The sequence below is a fragment of the Bradyrhizobium sp. UNPF46 genome, from assembly GCF_006658625.1.
GTDB classification, from domain to species: Bacteria; Pseudomonadota; Alphaproteobacteria; order Rhizobiales; family Xanthobacteraceae; genus Bradyrhizobium; species Bradyrhizobium nitroreducens.
Window position 1 is genome coordinate 145,932 of record NZ_LFJB01000003.1, and the last position, 20,560, is coordinate 166,491.

At 66.1% G+C, this 20,560-nt stretch carries 16 protein-coding genes; 1 reads left to right on the forward strand and 15 read right to left on the reverse strand.

Translation table 11 applies throughout. From position 1 onward, the window contains the following. On the reverse strand, positions 1 to 2,148 hold the full coding sequence (gene ligA / locus UNPF46_RS02030; protein WP_181769729.1) for an NAD-dependent DNA ligase LigA: 2,148 nt from the start codon (positions 2,146 to 2,148) through the stop codon (positions 1 to 3). Positions 2,149 to 2,261: 113 nt separating this feature from the next. Here ligA and UNPF46_RS02035 point away from each other — a divergent pair, with 113 nt between their 5' ends. Next, the gene (locus tag UNPF46_RS02035) at positions 2,262 to 2,549 is read left to right on the forward strand and encodes a GIY-YIG nuclease family protein (protein ID WP_142248868.1); all 288 of its coding nucleotides are present in this window, start codon (positions 2,262 to 2,264) and stop codon (positions 2,547 to 2,549) included. A gap of 92 nt (positions 2,550 to 2,641) precedes the next feature. Here UNPF46_RS02035 and recN read toward each other — a convergent pair whose 3' ends face one another. The 14 genes from recN to murD all read right to left on the reverse strand — a co-directional run bounded on the left by recN (position 2,642) and on the right by murD (position 20,510). Beyond that, positions 2,642 to 4,315, reverse strand: a complete 1,674-nt coding sequence (recN, locus tag UNPF46_RS02040; RefSeq protein WP_142248869.1) for a DNA repair protein RecN — start codon at positions 4,313 to 4,315, stop codon at positions 2,642 to 2,644. A gap of 13 nt (positions 4,316 to 4,328) precedes the next feature. Beyond that, a complete protein-coding gene (locus UNPF46_RS02045; protein ID WP_142248870.1) occupies positions 4,329 to 5,234 on the reverse strand; it encodes an outer membrane protein assembly factor BamD in 906 nt (301 codons plus the stop codon). 244 nt (positions 5,235 to 5,478) lie between these two features. Continuing rightward, the gene (gene lpxC / locus UNPF46_RS02050; RefSeq protein WP_100178492.1) at positions 5,479 to 6,441 is read right to left on the reverse strand and encodes a UDP-3-O-acyl-N-acetylglucosamine deacetylase; all 963 of its coding nucleotides are present in this window, start codon (positions 6,439 to 6,441) and stop codon (positions 5,479 to 5,481) included. A 364-nt stretch (positions 6,442 to 6,805) separates the two neighbouring features. Then, positions 6,806 to 8,608 (reverse strand): cell division protein FtsZ, encoded by a 1,803-nt coding sequence (gene ftsZ / locus UNPF46_RS02055; RefSeq protein WP_142248871.1) that lies wholly within the window; start codon positions 8,606 to 8,608, stop codon positions 6,806 to 6,808. Positions 8,609 to 8,695: 87 nt separating this feature from the next. Continuing rightward, the gene (ftsA, locus tag UNPF46_RS02060; RefSeq protein WP_097663106.1) at positions 8,696 to 10,018 is read right to left on the reverse strand and encodes a cell division protein FtsA; all 1,323 of its coding nucleotides are present in this window, start codon (positions 10,016 to 10,018) and stop codon (positions 8,696 to 8,698) included. Further along, positions 10,015 to 11,043, reverse strand: coding sequence for a cell division protein FtsQ/DivIB (locus UNPF46_RS02065; RefSeq protein ID WP_100178490.1), 1,029 nt, complete (start codon positions 11,041 to 11,043; stop codon positions 10,015 to 10,017). The genes ftsA and UNPF46_RS02065 overlap by 4 nt, the downstream gene beginning before the upstream one ends. Positions 11,044 to 11,388: 345 nt before the next feature. After that, positions 11,389 to 12,378: a D-alanine--D-alanine ligase family protein gene (locus tag UNPF46_RS02070; RefSeq protein ID WP_181769730.1), complete on the reverse strand. Its 990-nt coding sequence runs from the start codon at positions 12,376 to 12,378 to the stop codon at positions 11,389 to 11,391. A 70-nt stretch (positions 12,379 to 12,448) separates the two neighbouring features. Continuing rightward, entirely contained in the window at positions 12,449 to 13,369 is a 921-nt protein-coding gene (gene murB / locus UNPF46_RS02075; RefSeq protein ID WP_142248873.1) for a UDP-N-acetylmuramate dehydrogenase, read from the reverse strand. Positions 13,370 to 13,556: 187 nt separating this feature from the next. After that, complete coding sequence (gene murC, locus UNPF46_RS02080) at positions 13,557 to 14,960, reverse strand: UDP-N-acetylmuramate--L-alanine ligase (RefSeq protein WP_142248874.1); 1,404 nt, start codon at positions 14,958 to 14,960, stop codon at positions 13,557 to 13,559. Positions 14,961 to 15,178: 218 nt separating this feature from the next. Next, positions 15,179 to 16,009 (reverse strand): class I SAM-dependent methyltransferase, encoded by an 831-nt coding sequence (locus UNPF46_RS02085; RefSeq protein ID WP_100178486.1) that lies wholly within the window; start codon positions 16,007 to 16,009, stop codon positions 15,179 to 15,181. Positions 16,010 to 16,101: 92 nt separating this feature from the next. Then, entirely contained in the window at positions 16,102 to 17,202 is a 1,101-nt protein-coding gene (gene murG / locus UNPF46_RS02090; RefSeq protein ID WP_100178485.1) for an undecaprenyldiphospho-muramoylpentapeptide beta-N-acetylglucosaminyltransferase, read from the reverse strand. A gap of 168 nt (positions 17,203 to 17,370) precedes the next feature. After that, the gene (ftsW, locus tag UNPF46_RS02095; protein ID WP_100178484.1) at positions 17,371 to 18,522 is read right to left on the reverse strand and encodes a putative lipid II flippase FtsW; all 1,152 of its coding nucleotides are present in this window, start codon (positions 18,520 to 18,522) and stop codon (positions 17,371 to 17,373) included. A 193-nt stretch (positions 18,523 to 18,715) separates the two neighbouring features. Further along, positions 18,716 to 19,111, reverse strand: a complete 396-nt coding sequence (locus UNPF46_RS02100) for a hypothetical protein (RefSeq protein WP_100178483.1) — start codon at positions 19,109 to 19,111, stop codon at positions 18,716 to 18,718. Position 19,112: 1 nt separating this feature from the next. Continuing rightward, positions 19,113 to 20,510: a UDP-N-acetylmuramoyl-L-alanine--D-glutamate ligase gene (gene murD, locus UNPF46_RS02105; RefSeq protein WP_142248875.1), complete on the reverse strand. Its 1,398-nt coding sequence runs from the start codon at positions 20,508 to 20,510 to the stop codon at positions 19,113 to 19,115. Positions 20,511 to 20,560 lie beyond the last annotated feature (50 nt).

Sequence of the window (20,560 nt, forward strand, 5' to 3'; positions counted from 1 at the left end):
TCACTCCCCGATCAGCTTCAGCCACTCGTCCTCGGTCAGCACCTTGACGCCGTGCTTGTTGGCCTCCGTCAGCTTCGAGCCCGCGCCGGGGCCGGCGACGACGAGATCGGTCTTCTTCGACACCGAGCCCGACACCTTCGCCCCCAAGCGCTCAGCCGTGGCCTTGGCCTCGTCGCGCGTCATCTTCTCCAGCGAGCCCGTGAACACCACAGTCTTGCCGGCGACCGCCGAATTGCTCTTCGGCTTCTCGGCGTCGACGATCTCGACCTCCCTGATCAGCCGCTCGACGATGCCGCGATTGTGGCTCTCGCCGAAATAATCGGCGATGCTCTTGATCACGGTGTCGCCGATCTGGTCGAGCGCGTCCATTTCCGCCATCGCCTCCTCGTCGCCCTTGGCGACCTTGAGGCAGGCGTCGTGGAAGGCTTCCCACGAGCCGTAGCCGCGCGCCAACGCCAGCGCCGTGGTCTCACCGACATGGCGCATGCCGAGCGCATAGATGAAGCGCTCCAGCGCAATCTTGCGGCGGCTCTCGATGGCGCCGAACAGGTTGCGCACCGAGATTTCGCCGTAGCCCTCGACCTCTTCCAGCTTGAGCTTCGAATTGCGCTTCTCGAGCGTGAAGATGTCGGCGGGCTCCTTCACCCATCCCTCGTCGAAGAAATACTGCAACTGCTTCTCGCCGAGACCGTCGATGTCGAAGGCGCGGCGCGACACGAACAGCTTGAGATGCTCGATCTTCTGATAGGGGCAGGCGAACTCGCCGGTGCAGCGGGCGCGCGCTTCCTCTTCGCCGGCGGCGGTCTCGCCGCGCACGACATCGGTGTGGAGCGGACATGGACACTTCTTCGGGAAATGGAATTCCCTGGCGCTCTTCGGCCGCTTGTCGAGGACGACGTCGACCACTTGCGGGATCACATCGCCGGCGCGCTGGATCACGACGGTGTCGCCGATCCTGATATCGCGCCCCTCGCGCAACACCTCGCCCTTGTTGCCGATGCCCCTGATGTAGTCCTCGTTGTGCAGCGTGACGTTCTGCACGATCACGCCGCCGACGCCGACCGGCTCGAGCTTGCCGACCGGCGTGAACGAGCCGGTACGGCCGACCTGGATCTCGATGTCGCGCAGCACCGTCATGGCGCGCTCGGCCGGGAATTTGTGGGCGATGGCCCAGCGCGGCGTGCGCGAGACGAAGCCGAGGCGCTCCTGCCAGTCGATGCGGTCGACCTTGTAGACGACGCCGTCGATGTCATAGTCGAGCTCGGCGCGTTCTTCCTCGATGCTCTGATGGAACGCGATCAACTCCTCGACCGAATGGCAGAGCTTGGTCAGCGGATTGGTCTTGAAGCCGCAGCGCTCGAACCAGTGGATCATGCCGCTCTGCGTCTCCTCCGGCATCGCGCTCATCTCGCCCCAGGCATAGGCGAAGAAGCCGAGGGGGCGCGAGGCGGTGATGGTCGGGTCCTTCTGGCGGAGCGAGCCCGCGGCCGAGTTGCGCGGATTGGCGAAGATGGTGTCTCCGGCCGCCTTTTGCCGCTCGTTGAGCGCAAGAAAGGCCTTCTTGGTCATGTAGACTTCGCCGCGCACCTCGCAGATGTCGGGGATGTTGCGGCCCTTCAGCTTCTGCGGCACGTCCTCGAGGGTGCGGATATTGGCGGTGACATCCTCGCCGACCGCACCGTCGCCGCGCGTCGCCGCGGTGACGAGCTCGCCGCCTTCATAGCGCAGGGACATCGAAAGCCCGTCGATCTTGGGCTCGGCGGAGAAATTGATCTTGTCGTCATCGAGCTTCAGGAAGCGCACGATGCGGCCGACGAAGTCGCGCACGTCCTCCTCCGCAAAGGCGTTGTCGAGCGACAGCATCGGAACGGAATGCCGGACCTTCTTGAAGCGGCCGGACGGCGCGGCGCCGACCTTCTGCGACGGCGAATCCGCGCTGACGAATTCGGGAAAGCGTTTTTCGATCGCGTTGAGGCGCTGCCGCAGAGCGTCGTACTCTGCGTCAGTGACGGTCGGCGCGTCTTCCTGATAGTAGCGTTCGTTGTGCCCCTCGATCTCGAGCGCCAGCCGCATGTGCTCGACCTTGGCCTGTGCCTTGGTGAGATCGGCGACGTCGCGAGGCGGTTTCGATTTTGCTGCTCTGGCCATTATACTTAAAGTTGTGGCTCGTCGTTCCGGGATGGTCCGAAGGACCAGACCCGGAACCTCGAGATTCCGGGATCGCGCTTCGCGCCCCGGAATGACGAAGTCGTGGGAGGGCTATGGCGTATTACGTCTATATTCTAGCAAGCCCGCGCGATGGGGCAATCTACGTTGGCATCACCAATGACCTGGTGCGCCGCGTCTATGAACATCGAATCAAAGCGGTCCCTGGATTCACCGCTAGATACAACATATCCCGGTTGGTTTGGTTCGAGGCCTATGACGATCCAATCTCGGCAATCTCACGCGAGAAAGAACTCAAGAAGTGGAGGCGGGCTTGGAAAACCCAGCTGGTCGAAAAGGACAATCCAAACTGGGATGATCTATACGAGTCGATCTGCAATTGAGCAGTCATTCCGGGGCGGCTCGAAGAGCCGAACCCGGAATCTCGAGATTCCGGGTTCGATGCTGCGCATCGCCCCGGAATGACGGTGGAAGCCTAAGCCGTCGCCGCCTTGAGCAGCCGGTCCGCGGCCGCCCTCGCCTCGGCGGTGATCTCCGCGCCGGCCAGCATGCGCGCGATCTCCTCGCGGCGGTGGTCGGCGGCGAGCGCATTGACGCGGGTGGCGACGCGCTTGCCCTTGTCGAGGGCGTCCTTGGAGATGAGCAGATGCTGGTCGGCGCGGGCGGCGACCTGCGGTGCGTGGGTCACGGCCATCACCTGGACCTTGCCGGCCAGCCGCGCCAGGCGGGCGCCGATGGCGTCGGCGACCGCGCCGCCGACGCCGGTGTCGATCTCGTCGAAGACGAGCGTCGGCGCCGAGCCGCGATCGGACAGCACGACCTTGAGCGCCAGCAGGAAGCGCGACAGCTCGCCACCGGAAGCCACCTTCATCATCGGCCCCGGCTTGGTGCCCGGATTGGTCTGGACCCAGAACTCGACGCGGTCGAAACCCTGCGGCCCCGGTGCGGCCTCGTCGGTCGCGACCTGGGTCATGAATTTTGCGCGTTCGAGCTTGAGCGGGGCGAGCTCGGCGTTGACGGCCTTGTTGAGCTTCTCCGCCGATTTCTGCCGCGCCAGCGACAGCTTCTTGGCAGCGGCGGCATAGCGACTGTCTGCCTCGATCGCGGCCTGCTCCAGCTTCTTCAATTGCGAGGCGCCGGCATCGATCATCACGACGTCGGCGGCATATCTGGCGGCCAGCGCGGCGAGCCCGTCGACCGGCGTCGAATATTTCCGCGAGGCGGCGCGCAGGGCGAACAGCCGTTCCTCGATACGCTCGAGCTCGGCCGGATCGAAGTCGGTGGCAGCGAGCGCGGCCTGGAGGTGCTGGTCGGCCTCCTCCAGCGCGTTGATCGCGGCGTCGATCGCCTTCACGGCGGGCTCGACCAGCGCCGGCGAATTGACGCCGCGGCGCTCCAGCCGGCGCACGGCGGCCGACAGGGCCGCGACCGGCGAATGATTGCCGCCGACCGCCTCCTGCGCCTCGCGCAGATCGGAGGCGATCTTCTCGCCCTGCATCATGGTGGTGCGGCGATGGGCGAGCGAGGTCTCCTCGCCGTCCTTGGGCGCAAGCTGCTTCAGCTCGGCCGAGGCGTGACGCAGATAGTCGGCCTCCCGCGCGGCGCGCTCCATGCCGGCGCGATGCTCCTCGAGCGCGGTGTTGGCGGTGCGGCGGGCGTCCCAGAGCGTTTCGACCGCGGCGACGTCCTTCTCCAGCCCGGCGAAGGCGTCGAGCAGGCGGCGGTGGGTGGCGGCATCGACCAGCGCGCGCTCATCATGCTGGCCGTGGATCTCGACCAGGGCGGCGCCGACCGCTTTCAGCGTCTGCACGCTGATCGACTGGTCGTTGATGAAGGCACGGGTGCGGCCATCAGCGAGCTGCACGCGGCGCAGGATCATTTCGCCGGTATCATCCAGACCGTTCTCGGCGAGGATCTTCGCCGCGGGGTGATTCTTGGGGACATCGAACACGGCCGTCACCTGCCCCTGCTCCGCGCCGTGGCGCACGAGGCCGGCATCGCCGCGGCCGCCGAGCGCCAGCGCAAAGGCATCAAGCAGGATGGATTTGCCCGCACCGGTCTCGCCGGTCAAAACCGCGAGCCCGGCGGCGAATTCGATATCGAGCCGTTCGATCAGGACGATGTCACGGATCGACAGACGCGCCAGCATGGAACCCTATTTCCTAGCCGAGACCCATTTTCTTGAAGGTCTTGCTGATCCAGGACCCCTGATTCTCGCTCGGCTCGAGACCGCCGGATTTTACAAGATTATAGGCGTCCTTGTACCAGCGGCTGTCAGGAAAATTGTGGCCAAGCACAGCCGCCGCGGTCTGCGCCTCCCCGACGATGCCGATCGCCATATAGGCTTCGGTCAGCCGGTAGAGCGCCTCTTCGACATGGCGGGTGGTCTGGTATTGTGTGACGACGGTCTTGTAGCGGTTGATCGCGGCCGTGTAGTCGCGCTTCTGCGCGTAGTAGCGGCCGGTATTCATTTCCTTGCCGGCGAGCTGGTCGCGCGCGCCCTCGATCTTGGCCTTGGCGGACGTCGCGTATTCCGAGTTCGGATATTTGCGCACCACCTCTTCCAGCGCGGCGATCGCCTTCTCGGTGCGAGCCTGGTCGCGGCTGACGTCCGGAATCTGGTCGTAATGTGAGGCTGCGATCAGATATTGCGCATAGGCCGCGTCCGGGCTGCCGGGATGCAGCGTCACGTAGCGCGTGGCGGCGCCGATGCAGCCGTCGTAGTCGCCGCCCTGGTAGGACGCATAGGCCGACATCAGCAGCGATTTACGGGCCCAGTCGGAATAAGGATGCTGGCGGTCGACCTCTTCGAACTTCTTGTTCGCCGCCTTCATGTCCTTCTTCTCGTTCATGAGGTACAGGCCCTCATTGTAGATCTTGTCGGCGGGCTCCTCGACGAAGGTGTCGTCCTTGGCGGTGAACTTGTCCCAGAGCGAGCCGGTGCCGCAGCCGGCGAGCGGCAGTGCAAGCAGAACGAAGGTGACGGCCTGAAGCAGCCCACGGGCTCGCGACGAGACCTCTCGCGACAAGGCCTGGAAATATCCGCGCGTCATACGCTGTGCCGACATGAGTTTAAGCCCTGACGCCCTGTGATGCGGTGCCCGCCAGCCCATGAACCCCGTCATGGGCGCGAAATGTAACCGTGGTGCCTTGCCATGCGACCACGCCGATGTATCCGAAAAGCGATCTTTAACCAACCGGATAGGCAGGCATTCCGCCCGGATTAAGGCGAACTTGCCGCAATGCTAGCCGATCATGGTTACCAGGAGTTTCCCGGGGTCGCCGCGGCCAATGCCCGCGACGGTAAGGCCGTCAGGATACGTCCGGCCCGTAGGCCGCAGCGATCCGGCCGCCGACGATGCCGCGACCGACGTCGCCCACGGGACGCGTGGTGCGGCGGGCCGCCTCGCCCTCGACCACCCGCCAGGCGGTACGATCGGCGAGCAGCGCGGTCAGGACAGCGTGGTTGAGCTTGTGGCCGCCACGCACCGAGCGGTAGGCGCCAAGCAGCGGCAGGCCGGCCAGCGAGAGATCGCCGATCACGTCCAGTACCTTGTGGCGGGCACATTCATCGGCGTAGCGCAGGCCCTCGGGATTGAGGAGCCGTTCCTCGTCGAACACCACGGTGTTGCCGAAGGAAGCACCGCGACCGTAGCCCGCAGCCCAGAGCCGCGCTTGATCGCACATCAGACCGAAGGTTCGGGCGCGCGCAACTTCGCGGCGGAACCGCTCCGGCACCAGCTCCAACGTGTAGCTCTGCCGACCAATCACGGGATTGGCAAAATCGATCTCGACTTCGGCGCGGAAGCCATCGGCATAGGGCCGCAATTCGCCAAAGGAGTCGCCGATTGCGACAGAGATGGGCTTCAAAACCTGGATGAAGCGGCGTGGCGCCGGTTGAGTGACAATCCCAGCCTGATCGATCGCCGCAACGAAGGCCGCGGCGCTGCCGTCCATGATCGGCACTTCCGGACCGTCGACTTCGATGGTGGCATTGTCCACGCCCATGCCACGCAAGGCTGCCAGAACATGCTCGGCAGTAGAGACGAGCGGTCCCTCGCTGTCACCCAGCACGGTCGCGAGATCTGTCGCAACCACTTGCCCGGCCGTCGCCTGAACTTCGCGATCACTTCCCTCGAGCCCGGTGCGGACAAAAATAAAACCCGCGTCGACAGGCGCGGGCCCGAGCGTCAGGGTAACGGGAAGACCGGAATGAACGCCAACGCCTGCCACGGAGGCTTGCGCACGAAGCGTTGTTTGCCGGCTAAATTTCATCAGGAACCCGCCCCACTACGACCCACTGCGACTTATACGAGACCCGCTTGGCCGGCCAGCGCCGACGCTTACGAATCTCCGTATCCCCAAGTCACGGCAAACCATAGTCACTGCCTCAAACAGCGCCAACTCACGCTTTTTTACCGATTGTTACCCCAAACCTGCCGTATTCGCGCCAAGGCTTAACCAAATTGCGCCGAGGTTTTGGGCCGTCTCCGGCAGTTTTACTGAACACCCGAATACGTAATTAATGATTTAAAATCAGTTGTTTGGTCGCATAATCGCGGCATGCAGGGGAAAAAAGGAAAGGTCCCGGCAAGCTTGTTGCCGGGACCCTTTTTCGTCCGCCTTATTGTAACAATCCTCAGGTCGCCTGCCGCCGCAGGAAGGCCGGAATATCAAGATGGTCGTCGCCCTGTGGCGCCGGCGCAACAGGCGCCGGTCGGCCATGCATGTCCAGTCCCTGGGGGGCGGGACGACGGGCGTATTCGGATACCGGTTCGCTCGACGCGATCTGCTGCGCCACGGTCTTCTGCGGGCGGCGCTCGGGCAACGGCGGCATCGCGGGACCGGCGGTGCGGGCGGCGGGCGCCGGCTCGCTCTCCTCGTCACGACGGCCGAGGCCGACATTGGCGAGGCGCTGCAGCAACGACAGCCGGGTCTTGTGCGTGGGCTCTTCCTCGACCTCGCCACGGGCCTGGCGAATCTCGGCCTGGGCCTGGATCGGCAGTTCGTCGATACGCGGCATCCGGGGCGCACGGCTCGGCCCCCGCTCGGCCTGCGGCGGGATGAAGGTTTCGGGCGTCATCGGCTCCTGGATCGCAAGCGGGGCCTGCTCAGGCTCCGGAAACAGGGTCGGCTTCTGCGCGATCGGACGCACGGTCACGTCGCCATAGGTCTGGGTCGGCGCAGGTGCCTGCGGGACATCAGCAACGGCAGCCGCGATGGCGGCGAGCGCGGCGCGCTCGACGTTCGGACGGGGCGCCATCGGCGAGGCAGCGGCCGGAGCCTGGGCTGCGGGGATCGAGGATTCCAGCTTCTGGGCGCGTTCGGCCAGGCGCTGGTTGTCGGCGCGCAGACGCGCGGTCAGGTCGGCGAGACGGCTCTCGGCGGCTGCGGCCGGAGCTGCGGGCGCCTGCTGCGCCTGGGGCGCGGCGTTCGCGACCGGAGCGGAGGTCGCCTGGCTGTTGCGGGCGATCGCAGCCTGCTCGATGCCGGTGGCGACGACCGAGACGCGGATCAGGCCGTCGAGCGCTTCGTCGAAGGTGGCGCCGACGATGATGTTGGCGTCCTGGTCGACTTCCTCGCGGATGCGGGTCGCGGCTTCGTCGACCTCGAACAAGGTGAGGTCCTTGCCGCCGGTGATGGAGATGAGGAGGCCCTTGGCGCCCTTCATCGAGGAATCGTCGATCAGCGGGTTGGCGATCGCGGCTTCGGCGGCGGTCAGCGCGCGCTTGTCGCCGGAGGCTTCTCCGGTGCCCATCATCGCCTTGCCCATCTCGCGCATGACGGCGCGGACGTCGGCGAAGTCGAGATTGATCAAACCTTCCTTGACCATCAGGTCGGTGATGCAGGCGACGCCCGAGTAGAGCACCTGGTCGGCCATCGCGAAGGCGTCGGCGAAGGTGGTCTTCTCGTTGGCGACCCGGAACAGGTTCTGGTTCGGGATGATCAGGAGCGTGTCCACGACCTTGTGAAGCTCGTTGATGCCGGCTTCAGCCGTGCGCATGCGGCGGCCGCCCTCGAAGTGGAAGGGCTTGGTCACGACGCCGACGGTGAGGATGCCCATGTCGCGCGCGGTCTTGGCGATCACGGGAGCAGCGCCCGTGCCGGTGCCGCCGCCCATGCCGGCGGTGACGAACACCATGTTGGCGCCCGAGAGATGGTCGCGCAGCTCGTCGATGACTTCCTCAGCAGCAGCAGCACCGACGTTCGGCTGCGAGCCGGCGCCGAGGCCTTGCGTGACCGCGGTGCCCATCTGCACGATGCGCTGCGCCTTCGACATCGTCAGCGCCTGCGCGTCGGTGTTGGCGACCACGAAGTCGACGCCCTGAAGGCCCGCCGTGATCATGTTGTTGACGGCGTTGCCACCGGCGCCGCCGACGCCGAACACGGTGATCCGGGGCTTCAGTTCGTGAATATCAGGAACGTTGATGCTGATGGTCATGTTTGCCTCTCGATCACGCGCGCGTGGGTTCGCCCCGGCCAGCGGCCGCGGGAGTTGGTGAAAGTCGGGAATTGCGGAAATGATTCATCAGAAGCCCTCGCGTAGCCATCGTCCGACCTTTCCGAAATAGCCGCCGGTCCCTGTCTTGACCTGCTGCCGCGTATGCCGCGGTTCGACATGTTCGAGGTGAACATATTGCGGGTAGACGAGGAGTCCGGCCGGCACCGCGAACGCGGCGTTCTTCGCCTCGTTGGGCAGCCGGCCGAAGCCGAGCGGACGTCCGACCCGCACGGGCCGGCCGAGAATCTGGGTTCCGAGTTCGACGAGGCCGGTGAGCTGCGAGGCTCCGCCCGAAAGCACGACGCGGCCGTTGGGCTCTGAGGCGAAGGGCGAATCCTTCAACTTGTCCCGAACCATTTCGAAGACTTCCTCGGCACGGTGCTTGACGATGTTGGCGATGGTGGCGCGGGAAACGATCTGCGGCAGATCCTGCTCGTCACCGGCCGTCGGCACAGACATCAGCTCACGCGAGTCCGATCCGCCGGTGATGACGGTCCCGTATAACGTCTTGATTCGCTCGGCATCGGCAATGGTCGCGGAGAGTCCGCGCGCCAGATCCATCGTGATGTGTTGCCCGCCGACCGCAAAACCCGCCGCATGCACGAAACGGCCGCCGGAATACACCGCGATCGTGGTGGTGCCAGCACCCATCTCGACCACGGCAGCGCCGAGATCGGCCTCGTCGTCGGTCAGCACCGACAGGCCGGCCACATAGGGGCTCGCCGCCATGGCTTCGACATTGATGTGGCAGCGCTCCACCGCCAACATCAGGTTCCGCGCCACGGTGGCGTCGCAAGTGACGACGTTCATGTCGATGCCGAACTGGTGGGCAACCATGCCGCGGGGGTCGCGGATGCCCTTGACGCCATCGAGCGTGTAGCCGACCGGCAGCGCGTGCAGCACGGTGCGGCCTTCGCCGGTGGCGTGGCGCATGCCGGTGGAGGTGACGCGGCTGACATCGGCCTGCGTCACGGCGCCGCCGCGGATGTCGGCGGCGGCCTCGACCAGCTGGCCGGAAAGCCGGCCACCGGAGACCGAGAGCAGCACGGACTCGACCCGCACCTTGGCCATCTTCTCCGCGAGCGCGACGGCTTGGCGCACCGCCTGCTCGCATTCGCCGAGATCGATCACCGCGCCGGCCTTCATGCCGCGCGACTGGATCTGGCTGTATCCGATCAGTTCCACCGCATGGGTGCGGCCGCGCAACGCCTCACTTGGCGCAGACGGCTTCAGCCGCGCGATCATGCAGGCGATCTTGCTGGTGCCGATGTCGAGGCAGGCGACGAGGCCGCCGCGCTTATGCGGCATCTGGCGGGTCTTCGGCGTCTGGGTGCGATCGAGACCGGTCATGCGGAATCCCCGGTCTTCTTTTTCTTCTTGTCCTTGAACAGATCCTCGCGCGCCTTGGCGGCGTCCTCGGATAGCTGCACCACCAGCCGATCGGGCAGGCGCATGTCGACGGCGACGATGTCGCGGGAGAACAGCCGGTCCTCCTTGTCGAGCTTGGACAGCATCGCGAGCGCGTTGCCGACGTCCTGCTCGGGCAGGCGGATGTCGAGGCCGTCCTTCAGCCTCAGATTCCAGCGCCGCTCGCCGACGTAGATCGCCGCCTTCGTCACCGCATTGACCTGCGGATAGCGTGCCAGCAGCGCCAGGAAATCGCGGGCCTGGGTTTCGGCGCCCTTGCCGACCACGAGCGGCAACGACAGGAAGCGGCGCGAAACATAGGGCTCGAGCACGGCACCGTCGTCGGCGATGACCGAGAGCCGTCCGGCCTCCTGCCACAGCGCGAACGCCTTGCGCTCGGTGAGCTCGATCATGAGCCGGCCCGGGTAAAGCTTCAGCACGGTCGCGTCCGCAATCCAGGGATTGGCCTTGAGCTTGTCGCGCACCGCGTCGGCGTCGAGGAACAGCAGCGAAGAGCGGCCGCTGACGCCGCCGATCGCCAGGATCTCGTCCTGGGTGAGCTGCTTGCGGCCGTTGATCACGACCGAGGTGATGCGGAACCCGGCGGAATTGGCCAGCGCGTTACGGGCGTCGCTCACCGCCGTGATGAAATCCTGGAGATGGCCGCCCTTGACGATGCCGAAGCCGCAGCTGCCGATCAGCAGCAGCACGGTCATGCTGATCCCGACCCGGCGCGGCAGATAGCGCTCGACCAGCGCGACCAAGCGCGGCGGCGGCTCGCGCTCGACGACGGCCTTGGCCCGGGCCTTGGTCTTGATCCTGTCCTTGGCGGCGGCGCGGGCCTCAGCGTGCTTGTCCTGCATCCACTCGCGCAGAAGCACGACCGCTCCGATCGCGGCCGCCTTCAGGTCAGCTTGGGGCCTCAGCGATCTGAAAAAGGACCGGGTGAGGCTTCCTGCTCCATCCATTGCACGAGCTCGTCAACAGTTTCCCCGCGACATCGCGCGGATCCTGGCGAACATGACGTCTCGGACGTGCCGGGTCGGGTGCTGGTCTTCAGCAGAAGAAGCCACTCCCCTTCAAAGCGTGCGCCGGGGGTGACATCACCCGCGACAGCTCACGCGCCGGCAGCCAAAGCGCCATATGCGCCGCCAGCGTTAACCTTCGGACGTCCTGGTAAACAAAAGGTAAAGTTCGTTAACGTCCGGCGCATTTTGCCCCGCTCTGTGAGGCATTTGTGCTGCGATGTCCGGCATTTTACCGGTTTTGGACGCCAAACCGGCCCATTTCGCCGGTGCGGCCGTTAACCAGTCCTAACTATTCCGTACGCCCCGCCCGGCGAGCTCCACCAGGCCGCGCAGGAAGTCGTCGAACGCGATGCCCTCGGCCTTCAGCGCCTTGGGGTAGAGCGAGGACTTGGTCAGCCCGGGGAGCGTGTTGGTTTCGAGATAGACGAGACCCTTGGCCGAGACGATGAAGTCCGAGCGGGAATAACCGGTGCAGGACATCGCGCGGTGCGCCAGCATCGCCTGCGCCTTCAGCGCGGCGGTGATCTCGGGCGCGAAACGGCCGGGGCAGATCTCCTGGGTCGTCGACAGGAGGTATTTTGCGGCGTAGTCGAAATTGCCCTCGCCCGGAATGATCTCGATCGGCGGCAGCGAGATGATCGAGCCATCGGTGCGCTCCAGCACGCCGCAGGTCGCCTCGACGCCGGCGATATAGGGCTCGATCACGTAGTCCTCGTGCTTGGCCGCGTTGCGGACGGCGACGAGGTCCTGCTTGGCGTTGACGAAGATCAGGCCATAGCTCGACCCGTCACGTGCCGGCTTTGCGATCAGCTTTCCGTATTCGGCGAAGGCCTCATCGATATCATCAAGCGCAATGTTGGCCGGCGGCGTCACGCCGCCGAGCGCGGCGAAGCGCTTGGCCGCGATCTTGTCGAAGGCGAGATGCGAGGACGCCGAGCCGGAGCCGGTGAAAGCCACGCCGCGCGCCTCGCACATCACCTGCAATTCGCCGTTCTCGGCCCGTCCGCCATGCAGGCCGAGCACCAGCACGCGATCTTCTGCCTTGGCCCGGTCGAGCGCCTGCTCCAGCGGAATGCCTGACGTTCCCGGCTTGAACTCGTCCTCAAACGGACGGGCATGTTCGAGCAGCTGCTTGGACTGCACCACATGCACCTTGTCCTCGACGTCCCACCACCAGAGATCGGCCTCGGGCAGTGCCTGATGCAGCGCCTGGGCCGAAGCGACCGAAACCAGACGCTCCCGGTTGGAGCCGCCGAAGAGGATGGTGATGCGCATGGTCATAGTCCGTAATCTCTCTCGTTCGTCATTCCGGGGCGCGACGAAGTCGCGAGCCCCGGAATGACACTCACACGGAAACCCCGATCCGCTTGATTTCCCAGTGTAGCTCAATTCCGGAATTTGCCTTCACCCGTTCGCGCACGGTCTCGCCCAGCGCCTCGATGTCGTGCGCGGTGGCATCGCCGGTGTTGATCAGGAAGTTGCAGTGCATCTCGGAGACCTGCGCGCCGCCGACACGCAAGCCGCGGCAGCCCGCGGCGTCGACCAGCTTCCAGGCCGAATGGCCGGGCGGATTCTTGAAGGTCGAGCCGCCGGTCTTCTCGCGGATCGGCTGCGCGGTCTCGCGATGGCTTTGCACCTCCGCCATGCGCGCGCGGATCGCATCAGGATCCCTGATCTCACCGCGAAAGCGCGCGGCAGTGAAGATGATGGAGGGATCGACGCCGCTGTTGCGGTAGACGAACTTCATGTCCGCGTTGGAGAACACGTGCTTGGTGCCGTCGCGCCCGACGCCCCTCGCCTCGATCAGCACGTCCTTGGTCTCGCCGCCATTGGCGCCTGCATTCATGCGCAGCGCGCCGCCGATGGTGCCGGGAATGCCGAAAAAGAATTCAAGCCCGCCGATATTGGCGGAGGCCGCGACTTCCGCCACGCGTTTGTCGAGGGCGGCAGCACCTGCCGTGACGACGTCGCCGCTCGCGCTCGCCTCGCCGAAGGCGCGCGGTGCCAGACGGATCACGACGCCCGCAATGCCGCCGTCGCGCACGATGAGGTTGGAGCCGACGCCGACGACATGGACTGGAACGTCGGACGCAAGATGCGCGAGGAAGTAAGCGAGGTCGTCCTCGTCCGCCGGCGTGAACAGCACCTGCGCGGGACCGCCGACGCGAAACCAGGTGAGCTCGGCGAGCGACTGGTTGGCGAGCAGCCGGCCGCGCAGGTCAGGCATCGCCGCTTTGAGAGCGGGGGTGATGTCGGGAAAGGTCACGTCGTCACCTCACGTGAGGGACGCAAGCGCTCTCCGTTCCCTCCCCCCTTGTGGGGGAGGGTCAGGGAGGGGGGGAGCCCCAAGCGAGATCGGAGTTTGTGGCTACCCCTCTCCCCCGCCCTCCCCCACAAGGGGGGAGGGAGCGCAGTTTGCCGTGCGGCTGGCTGCAAGCCTCCCATCGGCATGCTCACCCCAACGCCTTCAACTGATCCGGCAAGGCATATGCCCATTGCGTGATGTTGCCCGCGCCGAGGCACACGACGAGATCGCCGGACCTCGCCAATCCCTTGACGATGCCGGCAAGCTCCGGCGCCGCCCGCAGCGGCACCACCTCGCGATGGCCATGCGCGCGCAAGCCTTCCACGAAATGATCGCGGTCGATGCCGTCGATCGGCGCTTCGCCGGCGGCATAGACGTCGGCGACAACAACCGCGTCCGCGTCGTTGAAGCAGGTGCAGAATTCCTCGAACAGCGATTGCAGGCGGGTGTAACGATGCGGCTGCACCACGGCGACGATCTTGCCGTTGGTGGATTCGCGCGCCGCCTTCAGCACCGCCGCGATCTCGACGGGGTGATGGCCGTAATCGTCGATCACGGTGACGCCGTTCCACTCGCCTGTTTTGGTGAAGCGCCGCTTGACGCCGCCGAAGCCGGCGATGGCACTGCGGATCGCTTCGTCCGACACGCCGAGCTCGCGCGCGACCGCAATCGCCGCCGTCGCGTTGGAGGCGTTATGGCGGCCCGGCATCGGCAGCATGAGGTCGGCGATCTCATGCACGGCGCCGGTCTTGCGATCGCGGAACGCGACCTTGAATTTCGATCCGCCACCCATCGGCGTGAGATCGACCAGCCGCACGTCGGCCTGCGGGTTCTCGCCATAGGTGATGATGCGGCGATCCTCGATCTTGCCGACCAGGCTCTGCACCACGGGATGATCGATGCACATCACGGCAAAGCCGTAGAACGGCAGGTTCTCGACGAAGTGACGGAAGGCGTCCTGCACGGCCTCGAAGGTCTTGAAGTGATCGAGATGCTCGGGGTCGACATTGGTGACGATCGCGACGTCGGTCGGCAGCTTCAGGAACGTGCCGTCGCTCTCGTCGGCCTCCACCACCATCCAGTCGCCGGCCCCAAGCCGTGCGTTGGAGCCGTACGCGTTGATGATGCCGCCGTTGATCACGGTCGGATCGAGCCCGCCGGCATCGAGCAGTGTTGCGACCATCGTGGTCGTCGTGGTCTTGCCGTGGGTGCCGGCGATGGCGACGCAGCTCTTCAGCCGCATCAGCTCGGCCAGCATCTCGGCGCGGCGCACCACGGGAATGCGCCGCTCGCGCGCCGCCATCAATTCAGGATTGTCACGCTTGATCGCGGACGACACCACGACCACCTCGGCGCCGTCGACATTCTCGGCCTTGTGGCCGACCGAAACCTTGGCGCCCTTCTTGCGCAGACGATCGAGATTGTAATTGTCGGAGGCGTCCGAGCCCTGCACGGCATAGCCGAGATTGACCAGCACCTCGGCAATGCCGCTCATGCCGATCCCGCCGATCCCGACGAAGTGGATGGGTCCGATCTCGCGCGGCAGTCTCATGGTTGTGTCTCTATCTATCCTTCCCGGCCTGGCATCTCCGCCTGAGGCAGCCGGCCGGCGGCGAATCTCCTCCACTTCATGCAAGACTGGGCGCACCGGGACAAGCCCGGTCCGGCCGTCGCGTTCGGTAATTTCCGGCTTGAATGCCCCATTTTGGCCGGTTTCCGGGGCCGCCAGGCCCCGCTCCGATCCGCGAAGGGAACGGGCCGCGGCGGATGTCAGGCGGGCCGGTAGCGAGCGGCCGCTTCGTCCTGAAGATCGAGCACCCGAAGATAGTTGCGCAGGCGATTGGCCTCAAGCGCGCGGATGAGCTTGTTCTGGTGATAGGGCAGCAGGAGATCGGCAAGCGGCGCGCTCCAGGGCGCGGTGAGGTCGAAGATCACGCCAAGCCCGAACACTGCCGGGATCTCGGCAAAGCCGAACTCCCTGCCGTCCCTGAGCGCCTCGGCCAGAAAGTCGTCGATGGCCGTCATCACGCCGTTGCGCGGACCGCCAAAACCTTCCGCGAAGGCGAACTGACCCATGCCGCGGAATCCGCGCCCCTCGACCAGCGCATCGCGGCCCGGAATTGCACCGGCCTGAAAGCTATGGGCATGGCGATGCTCCGCGGGGATCCGTTCGGGCGCGTAGTAGAAGTCGCGCCGGCCGCAGGGCCAACCGATGTCGTGCACGAAGACCAGAAGCGGCTTGCCGGCGCGCCGGCAGATCGCGTCGATCTGGCCGAGCTCGTTGTAGACCGTGTACCAATTATGGTCGCCATCGACGACCCAGGCGTCGGCCCCGTTAATGTCGGCGAACGCCTCGAGGCTCGTCTTGGCGAGATGGCGAATGTCGGGGCTGACCTTCAGCCATTCCATGAACTCGCGCTTCGGCGCCGGATCGATCGTGGTCAGTTGCCCGTCGCGCGCACGACAATGCGCGGCGAGAAAAGGCGACATGCCGCCATATTCCGAGCCGATCTCGACGATGTCGCGCGCGTCCGCGAGCCTGAGCGCCTCGAGGATGAGGTCGGAGAACTCCGAGAGGGAATGAATCAGTAGGCCGTCCACGACCGGGTCCTTCGCTCCTGTTCGCCGCGGCCTCGACAGGCACGCGTCGCGATCGGGCCGGGAGGCCCTTACGATCCTAAACGGCGGAGGGATCAAATTCCGGCGGTCTTCACGACGAGGTCGGCGAGCCGCTCGGCGGCATCGAGCCGGCCGGCCCCCTTCGCGGCCGCGGCCATGGCGGCAAGGCGCGCGGGCTCGGCGGCAAGGCCGGAAATCTCGGCCGCGAGACGGTCGGAGGTGAACTCGGTCTGCGGGATGCGGATTGCGCCGTCGACCTTGGCCAGCACGCCGGCATTGGCGAACTGATCCTGGTCGATTGCGCCCGGCAGCGGCACCAGAATCGAGGGCCGGCCGATCGCGGCGAGCTCGGCCACCGTGCCGGCGCCGGAGCGCGATACCACGAGATGATTGGAAGCGAGTCGGGCCGGGAGATCCGTGAAGAACGGCGCGAGCTCCACCTTGATCTTGAGCTTGTCGTAGACCGCGCGCACGCGGGTCATGTCCTCGTCGCGGACCTGCTGTGTGAGCACAAGCCGGCTCCACAGCGCCGGCTCGAGCCGCTCGATCGCGCCGGGCACGATGTCGGCCATGATGCGCGCGCCCTGGCTGCCGCCGACCACGAGCAGGCGCAGCGGCCCGTTCACCTCGGGCGCCGCATAGGGCACGGCGGCAGCGGCGAGGATTGCCGGGCGCATCGGCGTGCCGACCGTCGTGGTCTTGCCTGCCAGCGCCGGGTCGCGGTCGAGCACGCCCGGCAGCGACGTCGCGATGGCGCGGACATGGCCCGACAGAAACCGGTTGGCACGGCCGAGCACGGCATTGGCGTCGTGGATGATGCCGGGCACGCCGGCGAGCTTCGCCGCAACCAGCGGGGGCAGCGTCGGATAGCCGCCGAAGCCGATGACGGCCGCGGGCTTCAACCGCTTGATCAGCCGATAAGCCGCGAGCGTGCCGGCAGCGAGCGTGAGGCCGGCATAGGCGAGCTGCAAGGGGTTACGGCCGCGCGCGGTCTCGCTCGAAACGACGTCGATCATGTCCTTGGTGAACAGCCCGCTGTAGCGTAGCGCCCGCTCGTCGGTGACGAGGCGGACGCGGAAGCCGCGCCGGATCAGCTCGACGCCGAGCGCCTCGGCCGGAAACAGATGGCCGCCGGTGCCGCCCGCGGCGAGAAGAATCAAGGGGGAGGTATCCATAAACGCCCTTTTACAGGGCCTGCGTCGTCATTGCGAGCGGGTGCACGTGCCCCGGGCGCGGCGCAGCACGCTGCCCTTCGCAGCGTGGTGCAGCGCTGAACCGGGACCCACGGTTACGGCACTCTGGGTCCCGGATCTGCGCTTCGCTTGTCCGGGACACGAGAGCAACTACGCGTAACTGCGCATCGCCTCGGCGTGGCCGCTGGCCTCGACCTCGGTGCGCGGGCGCAGCCGCGTCAGCGCCAGCATCATGCCGACGCCATAGGCGAGCGACACGATCGAGGAGCCGCCATAGGAGATGAACGGCAGCGTCATGCCCTTGGCGGGAATGAGCTGAAGGTTGACCGACATGTTGATCGCCGCCTGGATGCCGAACAGGATGGCGAGACCCGAGGCCGCGAAGCGCGAGAACATGTCCTCATTGGCATAGGCCCTCGACAGCGTGCGGATCACGACAAAGGCGAACAGCGCCAGCATGGCTAGGCACAGGATGATGCCGAACTCTTCGGCCGCGACCGCGAACACGAAGTCGGTATGGCTGTCCGGCAGGCTGCGTTTTGCAATGCCCTCGCCCGGTCCGAGGCCGAACCAGCCGCCGTTGTAGAACGCCTCCATCGCGGTATCGACCTGGAAGGTGTCGCCCGAGGCCGGGTTCATGAAGCGCTTGATGCGCCCCGCCACGTGCGGGACGAACAGATAGGCGCTGAACAGGCCGGCTGCACCGAGACCCGCGAGCCCGAACACCCAGATCATGCGCATGCCCGCGATGAAGAACAGCGAGCCCCACACCATCAGGATCAGCATGGTCTGGCCGAAATCCGGCTCCATCACCAGCAGCGCGACCAGCATCATGAGCAGCACCAGCGCCATCGTGGTCGCCGGCATCTCCGGACGCTTGGTCGATTCCGCGAACAGCCAGGCGGCGATGACGACGAACGAAGGCTTGGCGATTTCGGAGGCCTGGATGTTGACGCCGAGCAGCGTGATCCAGCGCCGCGAACCCTTCACCTCCGGGCCGATCGCGAGCGTCAGCACGATCAGGATGATGCTGGCCGCGAAGATGATCAGCGCCGAGCGGCGGATCGACCGCGGCGACAGGAACGAGACCCCGAGCAGCACCAGGCAGGACGGGAGAAGGAACAGCACGTGACGGCTGAAGAAGTGGAACGGATCGAGCCCGATGCGGGTCGCAACCGGCGGGCTCGCCGCCAGCGACAGGATCACGCCGGTCAGCATCAGGCCCAAAATGGCGCCCATCAGCGGCTTGTCGACGGTCCACCACCACTCGGAAAAGGGGGTGCGTTCTTCACGGGAGAGCATGGGCGGCCGCTTTCGGACAGAGGTGGGTCCATTGGTCGCCGAGGTTGGTTACCGCAGGGTTAAGGAACCGCGGATGTTTGGAGATGATGTCCGCTGCCTCGCCAAAACACAGTCATGCCCCGGCTTGACCGGGGCATCCAAGCCGGGCGACGACAGCGGAGCAAGGGGCAGCCAGCTCCTCTCACACCACCTGCTATTCGTAGTAGATCGCGACATCCCCCGCGCGTTGATCGCGCTTGTAGACCTGCTCTGGCCCGGGAATGAAGCCGATCCTGACCGCCCGCTCGCTGCTCCAGGCGACGACAACATCAAGATGCCCGCGCACACTGACGAAGGTTGGCGTGCTCTCGGGCGAGAACGTCCGGCCACGTGCCACGACGCTGGCTTGCGTACTATCGGGCACCGTTGCTCCGCACGACTTCCAGACCACGACGACCAGCTGGCTTCCGCTGGGCGAGGCGAATGCGCGCTGGCGAACGACGCGGCACGCGCCGAATCCGCTCATGATGCTGTCAACGAGCACAACGAAGAGGAAGCCTGCGACAACGAGCACAACGGCGCCGATCCCGATCCAGCGTCGCCGCGACATCTCACACCACCGGCTTCACGCCCGGCAGAGCCTGCACCAGTTCGCGGAACTTGGTGCCGCGGATCTCGAAGTTGCGGTACTGGTCGAAGGAGGCGCAGGCCGGCGACAGCAGCACGACGGCGTCGGTGAGGCCCGAAGCTTCCGCATCGCGCGCGGCGTGCTCGACGGCGACGTCGAGCGTCTGGCTGATCTCGTGCGCAACCGAGCCCAGCGTTCCCGAAAACTCCTGCGCGGCCTCGCCGATCAGATAGGCCTTGCGGATGCGTGGGAAGAAGGAGGTCAGGCTGGTGATGCCGCCCGCCTTCGGCTTGCCGCCGGCGATCCAGAAAATATCGCCGAAGGACGACAGCGCATGCGCGGTGGCATCCGCGTTGGTGCCCTTGGAGTCGTTGACGAACAGCACGTTGCCGCGACGGCCGACCTGCTCCATGCGGTGCGCCAGGCCCGGAAAGCTGCGCAGGCCGTTCTGCAGCACATCGAGACTGATACCCATCGCGAGCGCGGCAGCGGCCGCGCAGGCCGCGTTCTGCGCATTGTGCAGGCCGCGCAGCGAGCCGATGCCGCCGAGCGCCGCGATCTCGCTGCGCGCGCCGCCCGCGGTGCGCACGATATTGCCGTGCTCGACATGGATGCCTGATGCCAGCGGGTTCTTGACGGAGATGCGCACCACGTTCTTACCCGAGCGGTCGAGCCGGTCGGCGATGTCGCGGCAAAAGCCGTCGTCGACGCCGACGATCGCGGTGCCGCCGTCCTGCACGCCCGCAACGAGGCGCTCCTTCACCGCGGCATAATGCGCGATCGTGCCGTGACGATCGATATGGTCCTCGCTGACATTGAGCAGAATGCCGACGGAAGGATCGAGCGAAGGCGTGAGATCGATCTGGTAGGACGACATCTCGATGACGTGGACGCGGCCCATGCGCGGTGGCTCCAGCGACAGGATCGCGGTGCCGATATTGCCGCCCATCTGGGTGTCGTAGCCGGCGACCTTGGTCAGATGCGCGATCAGCGCCGTCGTGGTCGACTTGCCGTTGGTTCCGGTGATGGCGACGAACGGCGCGTTCGGCGCATGCCGCCGCCGCTCGCGGCAGAACAGCTCGATGTCGCCGATCACCTCACAGCCTGCCTCGCGCGCCTTCAGGACGCTCCAATGCGGCACCGGATGGGTGAGCGGCACGCCGGGCGCGAGCACGAGCGCGGTAAAGTTCGCCCAGGAGACGTTGCGCAAGTCCGCGGTGACGAAGCCCGCCTGCGCGGCCTTGGCGACGTTCTCGACGTTGTCGTCGGCCGCGATCACCTCGGCACCGCCGGCCTTCAGCGCGTGGCAGGAGGCGAGCCCCGAGCCGCCGAGGCCGAACACCGCGACGGTCTTGCCGGCAAAGGACGTGACGGGGATCATGACCACACCTCTGTCATTCCGGGGCGACGCGCCAGCGTCGAACCCGGAAT